This window comes from Listeria sp. Marseille-Q6474, assembly GCF_946902005.1.
Taxonomy (GTDB): domain Bacteria; phylum Bacillota; class Bacilli; order Lactobacillales; family Listeriaceae; genus Listeria; species Listeria innocua.
The window spans coordinates 1448354-1469066 of record NZ_CAMPPS010000001.1; the positions used below are offsets into that span (position 1 = coordinate 1448354).

Annotated in this window: 9 protein-coding genes, 9 tRNA genes and 6 rRNA genes; all 24 read right to left on the bottom strand. The window is 44.7% G+C overall.

Translation table 11 applies throughout. The features are described 5' to 3' along the window. Positions 1–80: 80 nt before the first annotated feature. Entirely contained in the window at positions 81–2543 is a 2463-nt protein-coding gene (locus OC533_RS07275) for an ATP-dependent Clp protease ATP-binding subunit (RefSeq protein ID WP_003770116.1), read from the bottom strand. A 28-nt stretch (positions 2544–2571) separates the two neighbouring features. Then, a complete protein-coding gene (locus OC533_RS07280) occupies positions 2572–3594 on the bottom strand; it encodes a protein arginine kinase (protein ID WP_194330329.1) in 1023 nt (340 codons plus the stop codon). Next, positions 3591–4109, bottom strand: a complete 519-nt coding sequence (locus OC533_RS07285) for a UvrB/UvrC motif-containing protein (protein ID WP_185343809.1) — start codon at positions 4107–4109, stop codon at positions 3591–3593. The genes OC533_RS07280 and OC533_RS07285 overlap by 4 nt, the downstream gene beginning before the upstream one ends. Before the next feature lie 12 nt (positions 4110–4121). Beyond that, entirely contained in the window at positions 4122–4580 is a 459-nt protein-coding gene (locus tag OC533_RS07290) for a CtsR family transcriptional regulator (RefSeq protein WP_003760062.1), read from the bottom strand. A gap of 144 nt (positions 4581–4724) precedes the next feature. Further along, positions 4725–4840, bottom strand: a 5S ribosomal RNA gene (gene rrf, locus OC533_RS07295). Between the two features lie 77 nt (positions 4841–4917). Next, positions 4918–7849: ribosomal RNA gene (locus OC533_RS07300) — 23S ribosomal RNA — on the bottom strand. Positions 7850–8096: 247 nt separating this feature from the next. Further along, positions 8097–9646, bottom strand: a 16S ribosomal RNA gene (locus tag OC533_RS07305). Positions 9647–9923: 277 nt separating this feature from the next. After that, positions 9924–9999 (bottom strand) — tRNA-Ala (locus OC533_RS07310). 19 nt (positions 10000–10018) lie between these two features. Beyond that, positions 10019–10092, bottom strand: a tRNA-Pro gene (locus OC533_RS07315). A 10-nt stretch (positions 10093–10102) separates the two neighbouring features. Next, positions 10103–10176: transfer RNA gene (locus OC533_RS07320), tRNA-Arg, on the bottom strand. Between the two features lie 12 nt (positions 10177–10188). Further along, positions 10189–10274, bottom strand: a tRNA-Leu gene (locus OC533_RS07325). Positions 10275–10295: 21 nt separating this feature from the next. Next, positions 10296–10367: transfer RNA gene (locus tag OC533_RS07330), tRNA-Gly, on the bottom strand. A gap of 11 nt (positions 10368–10378) precedes the next feature. Next, positions 10379–10460 (bottom strand) — tRNA-Leu (locus OC533_RS07335). 5 nt (positions 10461–10465) lie between these two features. Next, positions 10466–10538, bottom strand: a tRNA-Lys gene (locus OC533_RS07340). 40 nt (positions 10539–10578) lie between these two features. Further along, positions 10579–10654 (bottom strand) — tRNA-Thr (locus OC533_RS07345). Positions 10655–10662: 8 nt separating this feature from the next. Further along, positions 10663–10735, bottom strand: a tRNA-Val gene (locus OC533_RS07350). Positions 10736–10747: 12 nt separating this feature from the next. Further along, positions 10748–10863 (bottom strand): 5S ribosomal RNA (rrf, locus tag OC533_RS07355). A gap of 77 nt (positions 10864–10940) precedes the next feature. Continuing rightward, positions 10941–13872: ribosomal RNA gene (locus OC533_RS07360) — 23S ribosomal RNA — on the bottom strand. Between the two features lie 247 nt (positions 13873–14119). After that, positions 14120–15669 (bottom strand): 16S ribosomal RNA (locus OC533_RS07365). The 16S, 23S and 5S rRNA genes sit together here with 9 tRNA genes alongside, the layout of an rRNA operon. 448 nt (positions 15670–16117) lie before the next feature. Beyond that, positions 16118–17614 (bottom strand): lysine--tRNA ligase, encoded by a 1497-nt coding sequence (gene lysS / locus OC533_RS07370; protein WP_185511147.1) that lies wholly within the window; start codon positions 17612–17614, stop codon positions 16118–16120. Positions 17615–17728: 114 nt separating this feature from the next. Continuing rightward, the gene (dusB, locus tag OC533_RS07375) at positions 17729–18724 is read right to left on the bottom strand and encodes a tRNA dihydrouridine synthase DusB (protein WP_010990300.1); all 996 of its coding nucleotides are present in this window, start codon (positions 18722–18724) and stop codon (positions 17729–17731) included. 75 nt (positions 18725–18799) lie between these two features. Next, the gene (folK, locus tag OC533_RS07380; protein ID WP_045552620.1) at positions 18800–19279 is read right to left on the bottom strand and encodes a 2-amino-4-hydroxy-6-hydroxymethyldihydropteridine diphosphokinase; all 480 of its coding nucleotides are present in this window, start codon (positions 19277–19279) and stop codon (positions 18800–18802) included. Further along, the gene (gene folB, locus OC533_RS07385) at positions 19272–19646 is read right to left on the bottom strand and encodes a dihydroneopterin aldolase (protein WP_003760053.1); all 375 of its coding nucleotides are present in this window, start codon (positions 19644–19646) and stop codon (positions 19272–19274) included. The genes folK and folB overlap by 8 nt, the downstream gene beginning before the upstream one ends. Positions 19647–19659: 13 nt before the next feature. Then, positions 19660–20475 carry a dihydropteroate synthase gene (gene folP, locus OC533_RS07390; RefSeq protein WP_185547545.1) on the bottom strand — a complete coding sequence of 272 codons (816 nt, stop codon included), beginning with the start codon at positions 20473–20475 and terminating at the stop codon, positions 19660–19662. Positions 20476–20713: the final 238 nt, after the last annotated feature.

The window sequence follows — 20713 nt, forward strand, 5'->3', positions numbered from 1 at the left end:
TATTTTCAAGCTTCTTTCTATATTTTTAGCCCTTATTCAGAAAAAACCTCCCTTAAATATTTAAGGAAGGTTCATCATTTTTATTTCGATTTTACTTTTTTAGGAGCAGCTTTCTTTTTAGTTGCTGCTTTTTTCCTAACTTCTAATTTTCCGTCTTTCACACCAATTTCAACGTTATCGCCTACTTTGATATTGCCACGAAGTAATTCTTCAGAAAGCATATCTTCTACTTCTTTTTGAATTGCTCGTTTCAAAGGACGCGCCCCGTATTCTGGGTCATAACCATCTTTCGCAATTTTAGCTTTTGCACCTTCTGTTAATTTCACATGAATATCACGTTCAGCTAGGCGTTTAGTTAATTGAGAAGTCAGAAGCGTAACAATTTGTTTCAATTCTTTTTCTTGTAGAGAATGAAATACAATTGTTTCGTCAATCCGGTTAATAAATTCTGGGCGGAAAGCTTGTTTTAAATCTTGTAAAACACGATGTTCCATTGCTTTATGATCTTTAAGTGGATCAATCACATTAAAGCCCATGGATTTATCTTGTTTCATTTCTTGAGCGCCGATATTAGAAGTCATAATAATAACTGTATTTCTAAAATCAACCACGCGACCTTTAGAATCAGTTAAACGACCATCATCAAGCACTTGTAATAGCATATTAAATACGTCAGGATGTGCTTTTTCAATTTCATCTAAAAGCACTACAGAATAAGGTTTTTGACGAACTTTTTCTGTCAGCTGACCGCCTTCTTCATAACCAACATAACCTGGAGGAGCCCCAACTAAACGAGCAGTTGAGAATTTCTCCATGTACTCGGACATATCAATCCGAATCATTGAATCCTCATCACCAAACATGGACTCAGCAAGTGCACGTGCAAGTTCCGTTTTACCAACCCCAGTAGGACCAAGGAAAATGAAGGAGCCAATCGGACGTTTCGGATCTTTAAGCCCCGCACGAGCTCGGCGAACAGCGAGTGATACGGCTTTTACCGCTGCATCTTGGCCAATAACTCGCTCATGTAAAAGTTTTTCCATATTAAGAAGTTTGTTTGTTTCCGTTTCAGCCAGTTTAGCAACCGGAATTCCAGTCCAACTAGCAACTACTTCAGCAACAATATCTTCTGTTACTTCGCTATGATCAAGACCTTGCTTCTCTTGCCAGTTTGCTTTTGTTTCTTCTAATGATTTCTTGAGTTTCTGTTCTTTATCACGTAATGCTGCTGCTTTTTCAAACTCTTGCCCTTGTACAGCGGCATCTTTTTCTTTTTTCAATTCTGATAAATTGTTTTCCATTTCTTTTACATTTTTTGGAGTTGTAAAAGATTTTAAACGAACTTTTGAGCCAGATTCATCAATAACATCAATCGCTTTATCAGGTAAGAAGCGGTCTGAAATATAGCGATCAGATAAACGAACAGCAGCCTCAAGAGCTTCATCCGTAATCGCAACTCGGTGATGCGCTTCATAACGATCACGCAACCCATGTAAAATTTGGATAGACTCTTCTACAGTCGGTTCATCAACTTTAATCGGTTGGAAACGTCTTTCAAGCGCTGCATCTTTTTCAATGTATTTGCGATATTCATCTAAGGTTGTTGCACCAATACATTGCAATTCACCACGAGCTAGAGGTGGCTTCAAAATATTGGATGCATCAATCGCACCTTCCGCCCCACCAGCGCCAATTAACGTATGCAGTTCGTCAATAAATAGAATAACATTACCAGCTTGACGAATTTCATCCATTACTTTTTTCAAACGGTCTTCAAATTCACCACGATATTTTGTACCTGCTACAACGGTCCCCATATCAAGCGTCATAACACGTTTTCCGCGCAAGGTTTCAGGTACTTCATTGCGGACAATTTGCTGTGCTAGACCTTCTGCAATGGCTGTTTTACCAACACCAGGTTCACCAATAAGAACTGGGTTATTTTTTGTCCGACGACTAAGCACCTCAATCACACGTTGAATTTCCTTAGAACGACCAATCACTGGATCCAAATTCTCTTCCCGAGCAATAACCGTTAAATCACGTGCCAAACTATCTAAAGTTGGTGTCGCTTGCGTATTTGTTTGTCGACCAGCACCTGTAGCATCTCCGCCACCAAGAAGCTGTAAAACTTGTTGACGCGCTTTATTTAAACTAATACCCAGATTACTTAAAACGCGAGCTGCAACGCCCTCTCCTTCACGAATAAGCCCAAGTAAGATATGTTCTGTTCCAACGTAAGTATGCCCTAGTTTCCTAGCCTCATCCATCGAAAGTTCAATTACTTTTTTCGCGCGAGGAGTATATTGAATCGTTGTCACAGCTTTTTCCCCATGACCAATTAAGCCTTCCACCTCTTGCTGCACTTTTTCAGAACTAATCCCAAGTTCATAGAGTGCTTTCGCCGCAATTCCTTCACCTTCTCTTACAAGGCCTAGAAGTATATGTTCCGTTCCTAAATTACTATGATTCAAACGCATCGCCTCTTCTTGTGACAACGCGAGTACTTTCTGAGCTCTTTGCGTAAACCGTCCAAACATCATTGTTGTTTCCTCCTTATCATAAGCCTAATTATTTATCGCCCAAAATCTCGCGAATCACTTTGGCCCGTATTACTTTCTCTTCTAATTCATCCATATCTCGTCCTGCTTCTTTTCTCAAAAAAGCTGGTTGCGAGAATAGTACCAATTCATTCATTTTTTGGCGAGAAATATGCTCGAAAAACCCTAATTCCACACCAAGTCTAATATCAGAAATAGCATCCGAAGCTTCTTGCATAGATATAATTCGACAATTCATCAATAAACCATATGATCTAAAAACTCTATCTTCAAGTGCAATGTGAAACTTTTGCTTCAAAGTAGTCCTAGCCACACGTTCTTGCATAATGATTTGTTCCATGACTTGCGTTAAATCTTCCACGATTTCCGTCTCAGTTTTGCCTAAAGTCACTTGATTAGAAACTTGAAAAATACTACTAGCGGGCATGCTACCTTCCCCGTATATACCTCTTACCACAAAACCGAGGCTCCTAATCGCTTCAATCACACTTTTAATTCTTTTCGTAGTAACAAGCCCTGGCAAATGCACCATTACAGAAGCTCTCATCCCAGTTCCAATATTCGTCACACAACTCGTTAAATAACCAAACTGTTTATCAAAAGCATAAGTTAATTTTTCTTCCACATATCCATCAATTTGCAATGCTGCCTCTAAAGCATCAAACAACCTTAACCCTGGTGTCATGCATTGTATCCGCAAATGATCTTCTTCATTTAACATAATACTCACATTTTCTTGTTCATTTAAGAGAACTGCACCATATTCACTTTTATTCATCATATAAGGACTAATTAAATGCTTTTCAACTAAAAGAGCCTTTTGCAACTTAGAAATCTGATTCATTTTGATTAAAGTGAAATTATCATCAAATACCTCCGCGATATTATCAACAACCTCTTCCTTTTGTTCATAAATAGGAAACTGCTCATCTTTTAAATTTCTAGCAAGTCTAATACGTGAACTCAGGACAACATCATCGTCATCACCAGCATTTTCTAACCAAGAACTGAGCCGAGGTTCGAATACATTCATTTATCCTCACCCCCAGCTTTCAAAGCCCTTATTTCATCACGAATAATTGCGGCTTCCTCAAATTCTTCATTTTTTACTAAGTCTGCTAACTTATCTTGAAGACGGTTTATCTCATTCTGCACATCTTCCGCACGTTCAATTTCCACAGGTACTTTTCCAATATGCTTTTTATAACCATTTTGCACCCGACCAATAATCGGAACTAATTGCTCCTCAAAAGCTGAATAACACTCCGCACAACCAACCCGATTAGTTTGTAAAAACTCCTCAAAGCTTAGATTGCAATTTTCACAAACCACTTTTTTCTGAGCAGATTCTTCTTTTTGTAATAACGTCAAAAAATCCAGAGCTACTTCACTAAAAGTATCCATTGCTTTAACAAGGTCTTTTTCAGAAGCAAGCGCCTCCTTAGTAGCACAATTCTCGCACAAGTATAACGACTCCACTTTCCCAGCTTCATTTAACTGTTGAAGCGCAATTATCGCCTTGTTTTCCCCACACTTTTGACAAATCATAGCCATCACACCTTAATCATATTTCAAAGCAACTAACATTGATTCGAGTATCCTACTACGCAAAATATCTCTATCTGGCAGAGGTAAAATTAAAACCTCACGATCAAGTGCAGCAACCATCAGTCTTGCTTCTTTCTTCGTTATAACATCTTCTTCAAGTAACCTTAAAATTACATCTTCAGAAAAAGATTGAGATACCTTTTTATCATGAACCATAGATATAATAGCTTCTAATAATTGAAGCTTATCATTCATTTTCACTTTGATAATCCGAATATATCCGCCGCCACCGCGTTTACTTTCAACAATATACCCGCGTTCCATTGTAAATCTAGTATTGATTACATAGTTGATTTGAGAAGGCACACATTCAAACTTATCCGCAATTTCACTTCTCTTAATTTCAACAGCTTCACTAGACTCCAGTACTTGCTTTAAATAAGCTTCTATAATATCAGAAATATTTTTCATTATAAGGAATCTCCTTTCCATATTTTCCAAATCACTGACTTTGACTATTTTTGACTTTAATTATACTAGATACCTGTACCTTTTAGCAATTTATTTATCTTTTTATAACAAAAAAAGCCCTAAATAATTAGGACTTTTAATATTGCCCGGCAGCGACCTACTCTCGCAGGGGGAAGCCCCCAACTACCATTGGCGCAGAGAAGCTTAACTACCGTGTTCGGGATGGGAACGGGTGTGACCTTCTCGCCATAACTACCAGACAATATGAAGTTGTTGAAAGATTGCTCTCTCAAAACTAGAGAAGAAAGGGTTCAGTTAGGTAACTTCGTTTCATTTTTTGGTTAAGTCCTCGATCGATTAGTATTTGTCCGCTCCATGTATCGCTACACTTCCACTCCAAACCTATCTACCTGATCATCTTTCAGGGATCTTACTTTCCGAAGAAATGGGAAATCTCATCTTGAGGGGGGCTTCACGCTTAGATGCTTTCAGCGTTTATCCCTGCCACACATAGCTACCCAGCGATGCTCCTGGCGGAACAACTGGTACACCAGCGGTGTGTCCATCCCGGTCCTCTCGTACTAAGGACAGCTCCTCTCAAATTTCCTGCGCCCGCGACGGATAGGGACCGAACTGTCTCACGACGTTCTGAACCCAGCTCGCGTGCCGCTTTAATGGGCGAACAGCCCAACCCTTGGGACCGACTACAGCCCCAGGATGCGACGAGCCGACATCGAGGTGCCAAACCTCCCCGTCGATGTGGACTCTTGGGGGAGATAAGCCTGTTATCCCCGGGGTAGCTTTTATCCGTTGAGCGATGGCCCTTCCATGCGGAACCACCGGATCACTAAGCCCGACTTTCGTCCCTGCTCGACTTGTCAGTCTCGCAGTCAAGCTCCCTTGTGCCTTTACACTCTGCGAATGATTTCCATCCATTCTGAGGGAACCTTTGGGCGCCTCCGTTACTCTTTAGGAGGCGACCGCCCCAGTCAAACTGCCCACCTGACACTGTCTCCCCACGCGCTTAGCGTGGCGGGTTAGAATGGTCATACAGCCAGGGTAGTATCCCACCATTGCCTCCTCGTATGCTAGCGCACACGTCTCTTCGGCTCCTACCTATCCTGTACAAGCGGTACAAACATTCCATATCAGGTTGCAGTAAAGCTCCACGGGGTCTTTCCGTCCTGTCGCGGGTAACCTGCATCTTCACAGGTACTATAATTTCACCGAGTCTCTCGTTGAGACAGTGCCCAGATCGTTGCGCCTTTCGTGCGGGTCGGAACTTACCCGACAAGGAATTTCGCTACCTTAGGACCGTTATAGTTACGGCCGCCGTTTACTGGGGCTTCAATTCGTACCTTCGCCGAAGCTAAGCACTCCTCTTAACCTTCCAGCACCGGGCAGGCGTCAGCCCCTATACGTCACCTTACGGTTTTGCAGAGACCTGTGTTTTTGCTAAACAGTCGCCTGGGCCTATTCACTGCGGCTCTCTCGGGCTTGCACCCTAATAGAGCACCCCTTCTCCCGAAGTTACGGGGTCATTTTGCCGAGTTCCTTAACGAGAGTTCTCTCGCTCACCTTAGGATTCTCTCCTCATCTACCTGTGTCGGTTTGCGGTACGGGCAGTACTACTCTTCCTAGAGGCTTTTCTTGACAGCGTGAAATCAGGAACTTCCGTACTTAATTTCCTTCCCCATCACAGCTCATGCTTCGCAAGAAGCGGATTTGCCTACTTCTCACACTCACTGCTTGGACGCACATTTCCATTCGTGCGATTCCCTATCCTTCTGTGTCACCCCATCGGTTAAACAATTAGCACTGGTACAGGAATCTCTACCTGTTGTCCATCGCCTACGCCTATCGGCCTCGGCTTAGGTCCCGACTAACCCTGAGCGGACGAGCCTTCCTCAGGAAACCTTAGATATTCGGTGGAAGGGATTCTCACCCTTCTTTCGCTACTCATACCGGCATTCTCACTTCTAAGCGCTCCACCAGTCCTTCCGGTCTGACTTCACCGCCCTTAGAACGCTCTCCTACCACGAACCTCCGAAGAGGTTCATCCACAGTTTCGGTAATATGTTTAGCCCCGGTACATTTTCGGCGCGGGGTCACTCGACCAGTGAGCTATTACGCACTCTTTCAATGGTGGCTGCTTCTAAGCCAACATCCTGGTTGTCTAAGCAACCCCACATCCTTTTCCACTTAACATATATTTGGGGACCTTAACTGGTGGTCTGGGCTGTTTCCCTTTCGACTACGGATCTTATCACTCGCAGTCTGACTCCCGAGTATAAGTACATGGCATTCGGAGTTTATCTGAATTCGGTAACCCGAGAAGGGCCCCTAGTCCAAACAGTGCTCTACCTCCATGACTCTTTACCTCGAGGCTAGCCCTAAAGCTATTTCGGAGAGAACCAGCTATCTCCAAGTTCGATTGGAATTTCTCCGCTACCCACACCTCATCCCCGCACTTTTCAACGTGCGTGGGTTCGGACCTCCAGTAAGTATTACCTTACCTTCATCCTGGACATGGGTAGATCACCTGGTTTCGGGTCTACGACCTGTTACTTATGCGCCCTATTCAGACTCGCTTTCGCTACGGCTCCGCTTTTTCCGCTTAACCTTGCAACAAATCGTAACTCGCCGGTTCATTCTACAAAAGGCACGCTATCACCCATTAACGGGCTCTAACTACTTGTAGGCACACGGTTTCAGGAACTGTTTCACTCCCCTTCCGGGGTGCTTTTCACCTTTCCCTCACGGTACTGGTTCACTATCGGTCACTAGGGAGTATTTAGCCTTGGGAGATGGTCCTCCCGGATTCCGACGGAATTTCACGTGTTCCGCCGTACTCAGGATCCACTCTGGAGGGAAAGCCATTTCAACTACCGGGCTGTTACCGTCTTTGGCGGGCCTTTCCAGACCGCTTCATTTATAACTTTCTTTTGTAACTCCGTATAGAGTGTCCTACAACCCCAAGAAGCAAGCTTCTTGGTTTGGGCTCTTTCCGTTTCGCTCGCCGCTACTCAGGAAATCGATTTTTCTTTCTCTTCCTCCAGGTACTTAGATGTTTCAGTTCCCTGGGTCTGCCTTCCTCACGCTATGTATTCACGTAAGGATACTATCCGACTAAAGATAGTGGGTTCCCCCATTCGGAAATCTCTGGATCAACGCTTACGTACAGCTCCCCAAAGCATATCGGTGTTAGTCCCGTCCTTCTTCGGCTCCTAGTGCCAAGGCATCCACCGTGCGCCCTTTCTAACTTAACCAATTTACTTCTACGAAGTAAAGGTTGTTTTTCTGATGTTCCGTATCAGCGATGATACTTCTTATCAGATGAAAGATTCACTTTCAGATGATTCTCGGTTACTTGTGTCATAAATAATAAATTATCTATGCTAACTTTACTAACTTTCTTATCTAGTTTTCAAAGAACAAACATACTTGAGAAGTACTAACCTCTCAAAACTGAACAAATAGAGAAGAACGAAAACTCACAGGTTTCCTTTTCCTTAGAAAGGAGGTGATCCAGCCGCACCTTCCGATACGGCTACCTTGTTACGACTTCACCCCAATTATCTGTCCCACCTTCGGCGGCTGGCTCCATAAAGGTTACCCTACCGACTTCGGGTGTTACAAACTCTCGTGGTGTGACGGGCGGTGTGTACAAGGCCCGGGAACGTATTCACCGTGGCATGCTGATCCACGATTACTAGCGATTCCGGCTTCATGTAGGCGAGTTGCAGCCTACAATCCGAACTGAGAATGGTTTTATGGGATTGGCTCCACCTCGCGGCTTCGCGACCCTTTGTACCATCCATTGTAGCACGTGTGTAGCCCAGGTCATAAGGGGCATGATGATTTGACGTCATCCCCACCTTCCTCCGGCTTGCACCGGCAGTCACTTTAGAGTGCCCAACTAAATGCTGGCAACTAAAATCAAGGGTTGCGCTCGTTGCGGGACTTAACCCAACATCTCACGACACGAGCTGACGACAACCATGCACCACCTGTCACTTTGTCCCCGAAGGGAAAGCTCTGTCTCCAGAGTGGTCAAAGGATGTCAAGACCTGGTAAGGTTCTTCGCGTTGCTTCGAATTAAACCACATGCTCCACCGCTTGTGCGGGCCCCCGTCAATTCCTTTGAGTTTCAACCTTGCGGTCGTACTCCCCAGGCGGAGTGCTTAATGCGTTAGCTGCAGCACTAAGGGGCGGAAACCCCCTAACACTTAGCACTCATCGTTTACGGCGTGGACTACCAGGGTATCTAATCCTGTTTGCTCCCCACGCTTTCGCGCCTCAGCGTCAGTTACAGACCAGAGAGTCGCCTTCGCCACTGGTGTTCCTCCACATATCTACGCATTTCACCGCTACACGTGGAATTCCACTCTCCTCTTCTGCACTCCAGTCTTCCAGTTTCCAATGACCCTCCCCGGTTAAGCCGGGGGCTTTCACATCAGACTTAAAAGACCGCCTGCGCGCGCTTTACGCCCAATAAATCCGGACAACGCTTGCCACCTACGTATTACCGCGGCTGCTGGCACGTAGTTAGCCGTGGCTTTCTGGTTAGATACCGTCAAGGGACAAGCAGTTACTCTTATCCTTGTTCTTCTCTAACAACAGTACTTTACGATCCGAAAACCTTCTTCATACACGCGGCGTTGCTCCGTCAGACTTTCGTCCATTGCGGAAGATTCCCTACTGCTGCCTCCCGTAGGAGTCTGGGCCGTGTCTCAGTCCCAGTGTGGCCGATCACCCTCTCAGGTCGGCTATGCATCGTTGCCTTGGTAGGCCATTACCCTACCAACTAGCTAATGCACCGCGGGCCCATCTGTAAGCGATAGCCGAAACCATCTTTCAAGAGCGTGGCATGCGCCACACTCTATCATTCGGTATTAGCCCCGGTTTCCCGGAGTTATCCCCAACTTACAGGCAGGTTGCCCACGTGTTACTCACCCGTCCGCCACTAACTTTGGAAGAGCAAGCTCTTCCTCCGTTCGTTCGACTTGCATGTATTAGGCACGCCGCCAGCGTTCGTCCTGAGCCAGGATCAAACTCTCTTTAAAATATAAATTGAATTTGAATACTTATTCAACACCGTGAATAAGATTCCTTGCGTCAAATTGACTTCGCTAGCAATTAAATTACTAGTTTGTTTTTGTTGAAAACAGCTTTCTGTTTTCTGCCCTGCGATTACCAGTGAGACTTTACGTCTCATTGCTTTTCGTCTTCTTCTTTGTTCAGTTTTCAAAGGTCACTTTTTCTTCGTTGCCGTGTTTAGCAGCAACTCTTATATCTTACTCTATTTCTTTGACAATGTCAACACATTTTCAAAAAAATAATTGGTGGAGCCTAGCGGGATCGAACCGCTGACCTCCTGCGTGCAAAGCAGGCGCTCTCCCAGCTGAGCTAAGGCCCCATTATAAAAGATGAAACAATCGGGAAGACAGGATTCGAACCTGCGACCCCTTGGTCCCAAACCAAGTGCTCTACCAAGCTGAGCTACTTCCCGTTTAATAAAGTGCGCCCAAGAGGAGTCGAACCTCTAACCGCTTGATTCGTAGTCAAGTACTCTATCCAGTTGAGCTATGGGCGCATATGAAAATAATGCCGAGGACCGGAATCGAACCGGTACGGATATCACTATCCGCAGGATTTTAAGTCCTGTGCGTCTGCCAGTTCCGCCACCCCGGCATATTGGAACTTTTGAAAACAAGCGGAAGACGGGGTTCGAACCCGCGACCCCCACCTTGGCAAGGTGATGTTCTACCACTGAACTACTTCCGCATATTTATAAGTGCGGGTGAAGGGACTTGAACCCCCACGCCTCGCGGCGCCAGATCCTAAATCTGGTGCGTCTGCCAATTCCGCCACACCCGCAAAAGTGAGCCGTGCTGGGTTCGAACCAGCGACCCTCTGATTAAAAGTCAGATGCTCTACCAACTGAGCTAACGGCTCTCTACAATAAAAATATGTATTATTATAAAGATAATATTAATGGTGCCGGCTGCAAGAGTCGAACTCGCGACCTACTGATTACAAATCAGTTGCTCTACCAACTGAGCTAAGCCGGCATAAAAAATGGAGGTTAACGGGATCGAACCGCTGACCCTCTGCTTGTAAGGCAGATGCTCTCCCAGCTGAGCTAAACCTCCAGAAATAATATTGCCCGGCAGCGACCTACTCTCGCAGGGGGAAGCCCCCAACTACCATTGGCGCAGAGAAGCTTAACTACCGTGTTCGGGATGGGAACGGGTGTGACCTTCTCGCCATAACTACCAGACAATATGAAGTTGTTGAAAGATTGCTCTCTCAAAACTAGAGAAGAAAGGGTTCAGTTAGGTAACTTCGTTTCATTTTTTGGTTAAGTCCTCGATCGATTAGTATTTGTCCGCTCCATGTATCGCTACACTTCCACTCCAAACCTATCTACCTGATCATCTTTCAGGGATCTTACTTTCCGAAGAAATGGGAAATCTCATCTTGAGGGGGGCTTCACGCTTAGATGCTTTCAGCGTTTATCCCTGCCACACATAGCTACCCAGCGATGCTCCTGGCGGAACAACTGGTACACCAGCGGTGTGTCCATCCCGGTCCTCTCGTACTAAGGACAGCTCCTCTCAAATTTCCTGCGCCCGCGACGGATAGGGACCGAACTGTCTCACGACGTTCTGAACCCAGCTCGCGTGCCGCTTTAATGGGCGAACAGCCCAACCCTTGGGACCGACTACAGCCCCAGGATGCGACGAGCCGACATCGAGGTGCCAAACCTCCCCGTCGATGTGGACTCTTGGGGGAGATAAGCCTGTTATCCCCGGGGTAGCTTTTATCCGTTGAGCGATGGCCCTTCCATGCGGAACCACCGGATCACTAAGCCCGACTTTCGTCCCTGCTCGACTTGTCAGTCTCGCAGTCAAGCTCCCTTGTGCCTTTACACTCTGCGAATGATTTCCATCCATTCTGAGGGAACCTTTGGGCGCCTCCGTTACTCTTTAGGAGGCGACCGCCCCAGTCAAACTGCCCACCTGACACTGTCTCCCCACGCGCTTAGCGTGGCGGGTTAGAATGGTCATACAGCCAGGGTAGTATCCCACCATTGCCTCCTCGTATGCTAGCGCACACGTCTCTTCGGCTCCTACCTATCCTGTACAAGCGGTACAAACATTCCATATCAGGTTGCAGTAAAGCTCCACGGGGTCTTTCCGTCCTGTCGCGGGTAACCTGCATCTTCACAGGTACTATAATTTCACCGAGTCTCTCGTTGAGACAGTGCCCAGATCGTTGCGCCTTTCGTGCGGGTCGGAACTTACCCGACAAGGAATTTCGCTACCTTAGGACCGTTATAGTTACGGCCGCCGTTTACTGGGGCTTCAATTCGTACCTTCGCCGAAGCTAAGCACTCCTCTTAACCTTCCAGCACCGGGCAGGCGTCAGCCCCTATACGTCACCTTACGGTTTTGCAGAGACCTGTGTTTTTGCTAAACAGTCGCCTGGGCCTATTCACTGCGGCTCTCTCGGGCTTGCACCCTAATAGAGCACCCCTTCTCCCGAAGTTACGGGGTCATTTTGCCGAGTTCCTTAACGAGAGTTCTCTCGCTCACCTTAGGATTCTCTCCTCATCTACCTGTGTCGGTTTGCGGTACGGGCAGTACTACTCTTCCTAGAGGCTTTTCTTGACAGCGTGAAATCAGGAACTTCCGTACTTAATTTCCTTCCCCATCACAGCTCATGCTTCGCAAGAAGCGGATTTGCCTACTTCTCACACTCACTGCTTGGACGCACATTTCCATTCGTGCGATTCCCTATCCTTCTGTGTCACCCCATCGGTTAAACAATTAGCACTGGTACAGGAATCTCTACCTGTTGTCCATCGCCTACGCCTATCGGCCTCGGCTTAGGTCCCGACTAACCCTGAGCGGACGAGCCTTCCTCAGGAAACCTTAGATATTCGGTGGAAGGGATTCTCACCCTTCTTTCGCTACTCATACCGGCATTCTCACTTCTAAGCGCTCCACCAGTCCTTCCGGTCTGACTTCACCGCCCTTAGAACGCTCTCCTACCACGAACCTCCGAAGAGGTTCATCCACAGTTTCGGTAATATGTTTAGCCCCGGTACATTTTCGGCGCGGGGTCACTCGACCAGTGAGCTATTACGCACTCTTTCAATGGTGGCTGCTTCTAAGCCAACATCCTGGTTGTCTAAGCAACCCCACATCCTTTTCCACTTAACATATATTTGGGGACCTTAACTGGTGGTCTGGGCTGTTTCCCTTTCGACTACGGATCTTATCACTCGCAGTCTGACTCCCGAGTATAAGTACATGGCATTCGGAGTTTATCTGAATTCGGTAACCCGAGAAGGGCCCCTAGTCCAAACAGTGCTCTACCTCCATGACTCTTTACCTCGAGGCTAGCCCTAAAGCTATTTCGGAGAGAACCAGCTATCTCCAAGTTCGATTGGAATTTCTCCGCTACCCACACCTCATCCCCGCACTTTTCAACGTGCGTGGGTTCGGACCTCCAGTAAGTATTACCTTACCTTCATCCTGGACATGGGTAGATCACCTGGTTTCGGGTCTACGACCTGTTACTTATGCGCCCTATTCAGACTCGCTTTCGCTACGGCTCCGCTTTTTCCGCTTAACCTTGCAACAAATCGTAACTCGCCGGTTCATTCTACAAAAGGCACGCTATCACCCATTAACGGGCTCTAACTACTTGTAGGCACACGGTTTCAGGAACTGTTTCACTCCCCTTCCGGGGTGCTTTTCACCTTTCCCTCACGGTACTGGTTCACTATCGGTCACTAGGGAGTATTTAGCCTTGGGAGATGGTCCTCCCGGATTCCGACGGAATTTCACGTGTTCCGCCGTACTCAGGATCCACTCTGGAGGGAAAGCCATTTCAACTACCGGGCTGTTACCGTCTTTGGCGGGCCTTTCCAGACCGCTTCATTTATAACTTTCTTTTGTAACTCCGTATAGAGTGTCCTACAACCCCAAGAAGCAAGCTTCTTGGTTTGGGCTCTTTCCGTTTCGCTCGCCGCTACTCAGGAAATCGATTTTTCTTTCTCTTCCTCCAGGTACTTAGATGTTTCAGTTCCCTGGGTCTGCCTTCCTCACGCTATGTATTCACGTAAGGATACTATCCGACTAAAGATAGTGGGTTCCCCCATTCGGAAATCTCTGGATCAACGCTTACGTACAGCTCCCCAAAGCATATCGGTGTTAGTCCCGTCCTTCTTCGGCTCCTAGTGCCAAGGCATCCACCGTGCGCCCTTTCTAACTTAACCAATTTACTTCTACGAAGTAAAGGTTGTTTTTCTGATGTTCCGTATCAGCGATGATACTTCTTATCAGATGAAAGATTCACTTTCAGATGATTCTCGGTTACTTGTGTCATAAATAATAAATTATCTATGCTAACTTTACTAACTTTCTTATCTAGTTTTCAAAGAACAAACATACTTGAGAAGTACTAACCTCTCAAAACTGAACAAATAGAGAAGAACGAAAACTCACAGGTTTCCTTTTCCTTAGAAAGGAGGTGATCCAGCCGCACCTTCCGATACGGCTACCTTGTTACGACTTCACCCCAATTATCTGTCCCACCTTCGGCGGCTGGCTCCATAAAGGTTACCCTACCGACTTCGGGTGTTACAAACTCTCGTGGTGTGACGGGCGGTGTGTACAAGGCCCGGGAACGTATTCACCGTGGCATGCTGATCCACGATTACTAGCGATTCCGGCTTCATGTAGGCGAGTTGCAGCCTACAATCCGAACTGAGAATGGTTTTATGGGATTGGCTCCACCTCGCGGCTTCGCGACCCTTTGTACCATCCATTGTAGCACGTGTGTAGCCCAGGTCATAAGGGGCATGATGATTTGACGTCATCCCCACCTTCCTCCGGCTTGCACCGGCAGTCACTTTAGAGTGCCCAACTAAATGCTGGCAACTAAAATCAAGGGTTGCGCTCGTTGCGGGACTTAACCCAACATCTCACGACACGAGCTGACGACAACCATGCACCACCTGTCACTTTGTCCCCGAAGGGAAAGCTCTGTCTCCAGAGTGGTCAAAGGATGTCAAGACCTGGTAAGGTTCTTCGCGTTGCTTCGAATTAAACCACATGCTCCACCGCTTGTGCGGGCCCCCGTCAATTCCTTTGAGTTTCAACCTTGCGGTCGTACTCCCCAGGCGGAGTGCTTAATGCGTTAGCTGCAGCACTAAGGGGCGGAAACCCCCTAACACTTAGCACTCATCGTTTACGGCGTGGACTACCAGGGTATCTAATCCTGTTTGCTCCCCACGCTTTCGCGCCTCAGCGTCAGTTACAGACCAGAGAGTCGCCTTCGCCACTGGTGTTCCTCCACATATCTACGCATTTCACCGCTACACGTGGAATTCCACTCTCCTCTTCTGCACTCCAGTCTTCCAGTTTCCAATGACCCTCCCCGGTTAAGCCGGGGGCTTTCACATCAGACTTAAAAGACCGCCTGCGCGCGCTTTACGCCCAATAAATCCGGACAACGCTTGCCACCTACGTATTACCGCGGCTGCTGGCACGTAGTTAGCCGTGGCTTTCTGGTTAGATACCGTCAAGGGACAAGCAGTTACTCTTATCCTTGTTCTTCTCTAACAACAGTACTTTACGATCCGAAAACCTTCTTCATACACGCGGCGTTGCTCCGTCAGACTTTCGTCCATTGCGGAAGATTCCCTACTGCTGCCTCCCGTAGGAGTCTGGGCCGTGTCTCAGTCCCAGTGTGGCCGATCACCCTCTCAGGTCGGCTATGCATCGTTGCCTTGGTAGGCCATTACCCTACCAACTAGCTAATGCACCGCGGGCCCATCTGTAAGCGATAGCCGAAACCATCTTTCAAGAGCGTGGCATGCGCCACACTCTATCATTCGGTATTAGCCCCGGTTTCCCGGAGTTATCCCCAACTTACAGGCAGGTTGCCCACGTGTTACTCACCCGTCCGCCACTAACTTTGGAAGAGCAAGCTCTTCCTCCGTTCGTTCGACTTGCATGTATTAGGCACGCCGCCAGCGTTCGTCCTGAGCCAGGATCAAACTCTCTTTAAAATATAAATTGAATTTGAATACTTATTCAACACCGTGAATAAGATTCCTTGCGTCAAATTGACTTCGCTAGCAATTAAATTACTAGTTTGTTTTTGTTGAAAACAGCTTTCTGTTTTCTGCCCTGCGATTACCAGTGAGACTTTACGTCTCATTGCTTTTCGTCTTCTTCTTTGTTCAGTTTTCAAAGGTCACTTTTTCTTCGTTGCCGTGTTTAGCAGCAACTCTTATATCTTACTCTATCCAGTAGTTAAAGTCAAGAAGTTTTTTCAAAAAAATTTAATTTCCTGAAGAACATTTTGTCTTTGTTTAACTGGAACGTTTATAAATATATCATGTTTTTATAGGTATTGCAAGCATATTTTAAGAAAAAGTTTCTCTTTGGCAAATTTGTTTTTTTCTAAAAAAATAGCAAAATCCAGAACTGGTAAAATCAGCTCTGGATTCGTTGTTAATCGCGATGTTTCATTGTTGGGAATAATAATATATCCCGGATAGATGGAGCGTCTGTTAATAGCATTACTAGGCGATCTATACCTATACCTAGTCCACCTGTTGGCGGTAGACCATATTCTAATGCTTCAAGGAAATCTGCATCCATTCCGTGAGCCTCATCATTTCCTTGTTCGCGTTCTTTCATTTGTGCTTCAAAACGTTCTCTTTGATCAATTGGATCATTTAATTCTGAGAACGCATTAGCATGTTCACGACCAACGATGAATAATTCAAAACGATCAGTGAAACGCTCGTCTTCTTTGTTTTTCTTAGCTAAAGGAGAAATTTCCACTGGATGACCATATACAAATGTTGGTTGAATTAGTTTCTCTTCTACGTATGTTTCAAAAAATTCATTAAGAATATGGCCATACGTCATGTGTTCTGTTACTGCTACATCATGTTTTTTAGCTAGTTCGTGTGCTTCTTCATCAGATGTTACATTCCAGAAATCTACGCCTACATATTCTTTTACTGCGTCTGCCATGTGGATACGACGCCAATTTGGAGTCAGATCTACATCGTATTCGCCGTATGTTATTTTTGTTGTTCCATTTACTTGTTCACATACTGTTGATACTAAGCCTTCCACTAAGTCCATAACATCTTCATAATCTTCATAAGCAGCGTATGATTCTAGCATAGTGAATTCAGGGTTATGGCGTGTGGAGGTTCCTTCATTTCGGAAAACACGGCCGATTTCATAGACTTTATCCATCCCGCCGACGATTAGGCGTTTCAGATGTAGTTCTAATGCGATTCGTAAGTATAATTCCATATCAAGAGCATTATGATGTGTAATAAATGGTTTTGCAGCAGCTCCTCCAGCAATGGTATGGAGTACTGGTGTTTCTACTTCTAAGAAACCTTGATTATCCATGTAATCACGAGTGTATTTCAAAATTTTACTACGCATAACAAAACGGTTTTGACTTTCTTCATTTGTAATTAAATCTAAATAACGTTGACGATAGCGTTGTTCTACGTCTTTTAAACCGTGATATTTATCAGGAAGTGGGCGTAATGATTTAGAAAGCAAAGTGAACTCTGTTGCTTTTACGGATAACTCCCCTGTGTTAGTGCGGAAAATAGTTCCTTTTATACCAATAATGTCTCCTAAATCAGCTAATTTAAAAATCGCATAGGCATCTTCGCCAATAGCATCTTTACGAATGTAGATTTGTAATTGATGGAAACGGTCTTGAATATGCGTGAAACCTACTTTACCTTTGACACGCTTCGTCATGATTCGTCCTGCTACAGAAACTTCAATCGCAGCTTCTTCAAGGTCTTCTTTTGATTTATCAGCAAATTTTGTTTCAATTTCTTCCGGGCTGATGGAACGGATGAATTTCTCACCAAAAGGATCTATGCCTTCTTCGCGCAATGTGTCCACTTTTTCTCGACGGACGATGAGTTGGTCATTTAGTTCTTCATGATTCTCGTTACTCATATAGGTACACTCCTATTCTATTCATTTCTACAGATGTTTCCATTATACGCTTTTTTGGTCTTGTTTTTCTAGTATAAATTTAAAAATTGCCCCGAAATCTCGAGGCAACAATGATTAATCTTGTTTTGCTAATGCTTTTTCTTCGTATTGAAGAACAAATTCATTTAAAATTGCTTCCATTTCTGATTGTTTTGTTGCTTGGTTAGCAGCTACTTTTGCACGGGTACTACCGCGAGCTCCTTTTAAATAGTATGCTGCGTGTTGTCTAAATTCGCGTACAGCAATGTTTTCGCCTTTTAATTCGACTAAACGGTTTAAGTGAAGCATAGCTGTTTCCATTTTTTCGCGTGGTTCTGGTTCTGGTAGGAGTTCTCCTGTTTCCAAGAATTTCACGGTTCTGTAAATCATCCACGGGTTTCCTAGAGCAGCACGGCCAATCATTACGCCATCAGCTCCTGTATGTTCTAGGATTCGTTTGGCATCTTCAGGTGTTCTTACGTCACCATTTGCCATGAACGGGATTTTTAGCTCGCGTTTAACATCTCTAAGCACATCCCAGTTTGCACTACCTTCGTACATTTGGACACGAGTACGACCATGCATTGCAACAGCTGCAGCGCCTGCACGTTCAGCTGCGAGAGCATTTTCGATAGCAAAGACATGTTCTTCGTCCCAGCCAATACGCATTTTAACTGTTACAGGTTTATCAACAGCATCCACAACAGCAGCTACCATATCATAAACTTTATTTGGGTCAAGTAACCATTTTGCTCCAGCTTCACATTTGATAATTTTGTTTACAGGGCAGCCCATATTAATATCAATAATATCTGCTGTAGTGTTTTCAGCCACAAACTTCGCAGCTTCTACAAGCGTTTCTTTCTCGCCACCAAAAATTTGTAAGCTTAGTGGTTTTTCTTTTTCATCAATATATAGCATATCAAGTGTTTTAGCATTACGGTATGCGATTCCTTTGTCACTAATCATTTCACAGCAAACTAGGCCTGCTCCGAATTCTTTGACTGTTAGACGAAATGCGGAATTGGATATACCGGCCATTGGCGCCACAACTACTTGGTTTTTAATTTCTACGTTACCGATTTTAAACATTATTGGTAAACCCCTTCCTCTTAAATTGCGCTAGTGATATGTTATCATAATCAGTTTTTTCTGCAAGTGCCAATTTTACCAGTTCACTTGATTTTTTATTTTTCGAACGCCTTGTTCTTCTAAAATTGCTGGATTCTCTAAAAGATTGCTTTTTTCTGGTGAAATTTCTATTAAAGGTATCATTACAAAAGCGCGTTCTTTCATATAAGGATGTGGGATTTTTAGCTTTTCTGTATCGATTTTAACATCGTCGTATAATAGAATATCAATATCGATTAAGCGCGGCCCCCATTTGAATAATCGAACTCGCCCCAATTCAAGTTCGAGCGCAAGGCAAAAGTCTAGTAATTCATTTGGCGTAAAGTCCGTTTCGACTTCCGATGCGATATTTAAAAATGCTGCTTGATCTTCATAACCTACTGCATCTGTTTCATATACGCTAGAAACATTAGTAATTTTGATTTTTTCAGAATCAGCTAGGCCTCTTAGCGCATCATTTAGATTATCTAAACGCTCCCCTATGTTTGTACCAATCGACAAAAAAGCTTTAGCCATCCAAATCACTTCTCTTACGTTTAATTTCGACTGCAACAGAATCATAGTGGCCTGGAATTGGCGGATTTGGTTTAATAAGCTTGACCGTAATCTCTTCTAAAAGCGGATAGTCTGTTAAAACTTCCGATGCGATTTTTTCAGCAAGAGCTTCAATTAGTTTAAACGGCGTACCTTCTACTATTCCTTTCACGGTTTCATAGACGTCCGCATAACTTACAGTGTCATCTACACTATCTGATTGACCTGCTTTTTTTGTAGAAAGTCCAAGGATTAGAGATACTCTAAATGTTTGACCTAATTTTGTTTCTTCTTGTAAAACTCCATGATAACCATAAAACGCTAATTCATTTAAATAAATTTTATCCAATCAAAGCACCTCTTTATAATTTTGTAATATCTAATTTACCAGTAATTGCATCTGTCATCCGTACCATGCGAGCTATCGGAAGAACATCATGTACACGAGTAATTGTACATCCTTTCGCAAATCCGTAAACTGTTGTTGCGCCGGTTCCTTCCATTCTATCTAGAGGAGTAGTTCCAAGCACCAATCCAATAGTTGATTTTCGACTCGTTCCAAGTAAGACTTCATAGCCAAGTGCGACAATTTCATCAATACGGCGTAATACCTCTAAATTTTGAGCTGGTGTTTTAACGAATCCAAAGCCTGGATCTAAAATGATATGTTCATCTGGCACAGCTGCTGCTTTGGCAATTGCAACGCTCTCTAATAAATCGTTCTTCACATCTTCTAAGAAATCTTCATAGTGCGTATTTTCTCGGTTATGCATTAAACAAATTGGTATATCATACTTCGCTGCAACTTCAGCAATTTTCGGTTCTTTTTTCGCACCCCATTGATCATTTATCATATCAGCTCCAGCTAAAACGGCTTGTTCCGCTACTTCCGCTCGCCAAGTATCAACTGAAACCCATATATTTGGAAGGGTTTCTCTAACAGCTTTAATAACCGGAATAATTCGTGCAAGTTCTTCTTCTGGTGTAACTTCCGAAAAACCTGGTCGAGTAGAAATTCCACCAACGTCGATAATTTCCGCTCCATCTTTCGCCATTTGCACAGCTCGAGCTACAGCTTCTTCTACTTGCATATATTTTCCGCCGTCTGAAAAAGAGTCTGGCGTAACATTCAATATTCCCATGACCATACCTAGGTGATCCCTTTTCCACTTCTTCAAGCACCAACACCTCTTTCCGAGATTTATTATAGCAGAATTCAGTGATTTTAGCGCACAAAAAAACCGATGCGGAAAAGGGAGTAAACCGCATCGGTCAAAAAAAGGGAGTTTAGGGTTTTCATTCTAATAGGGGGGAGAAGAATGAAAATGTTTTGCTTGTTGTTAGCTTATGAATATATATTAACCAAGTTTTTGGTGGATACACTGTGATTTTTGTTAAAGTTTCATGAGATTTCTC

What these genes read in the sequence shown, in the direction of transcription:
- OC533_RS07275 (WP_003770116.1), bottom strand. Translation starts at nt 2,543, where the DNA reads ATGATGTTTGGACGGTTTACGCAAAGAGCTCAGAAAGTACTCGCGTTG.
- OC533_RS07280 (WP_194330329.1), bottom strand. Translation starts at nt 3,594, where the DNA reads ATGAATGTATTCGAACCTCGGCTCAGTTCTTGGTTAGAAAATGCTGGT.
- OC533_RS07285 (WP_185343809.1), bottom strand. Translation starts at nt 4,109, where the DNA reads ATGATTTGTCAAAAGTGTGGGGAAAACAAGGCGATAATTGCGCTTCAA.
- OC533_RS07290 (WP_003760062.1), bottom strand. Translation starts at nt 4,580, where the DNA reads ATGAAAAATATTTCTGATATTATAGAAGCTTATTTAAAGCAAGTACTG.
- lysS (WP_185511147.1), bottom strand. Translation starts at nt 17,614, where the DNA reads ATGAGTAACGAGAATCATGAAGAACTAAATGACCAACTCATCGTCCGT.
- dusB (WP_010990300.1), bottom strand. Translation starts at nt 18,724, where the DNA reads ATGTTTAAAATCGGTAACGTAGAAATTAAAAACCAAGTAGTTGTGGCG.
- folK (WP_045552620.1), bottom strand. Translation starts at nt 19,279, where the DNA reads ATGGCTAAAGCTTTTTTGTCGATTGGTACAAACATAGGGGAGCGTTTA.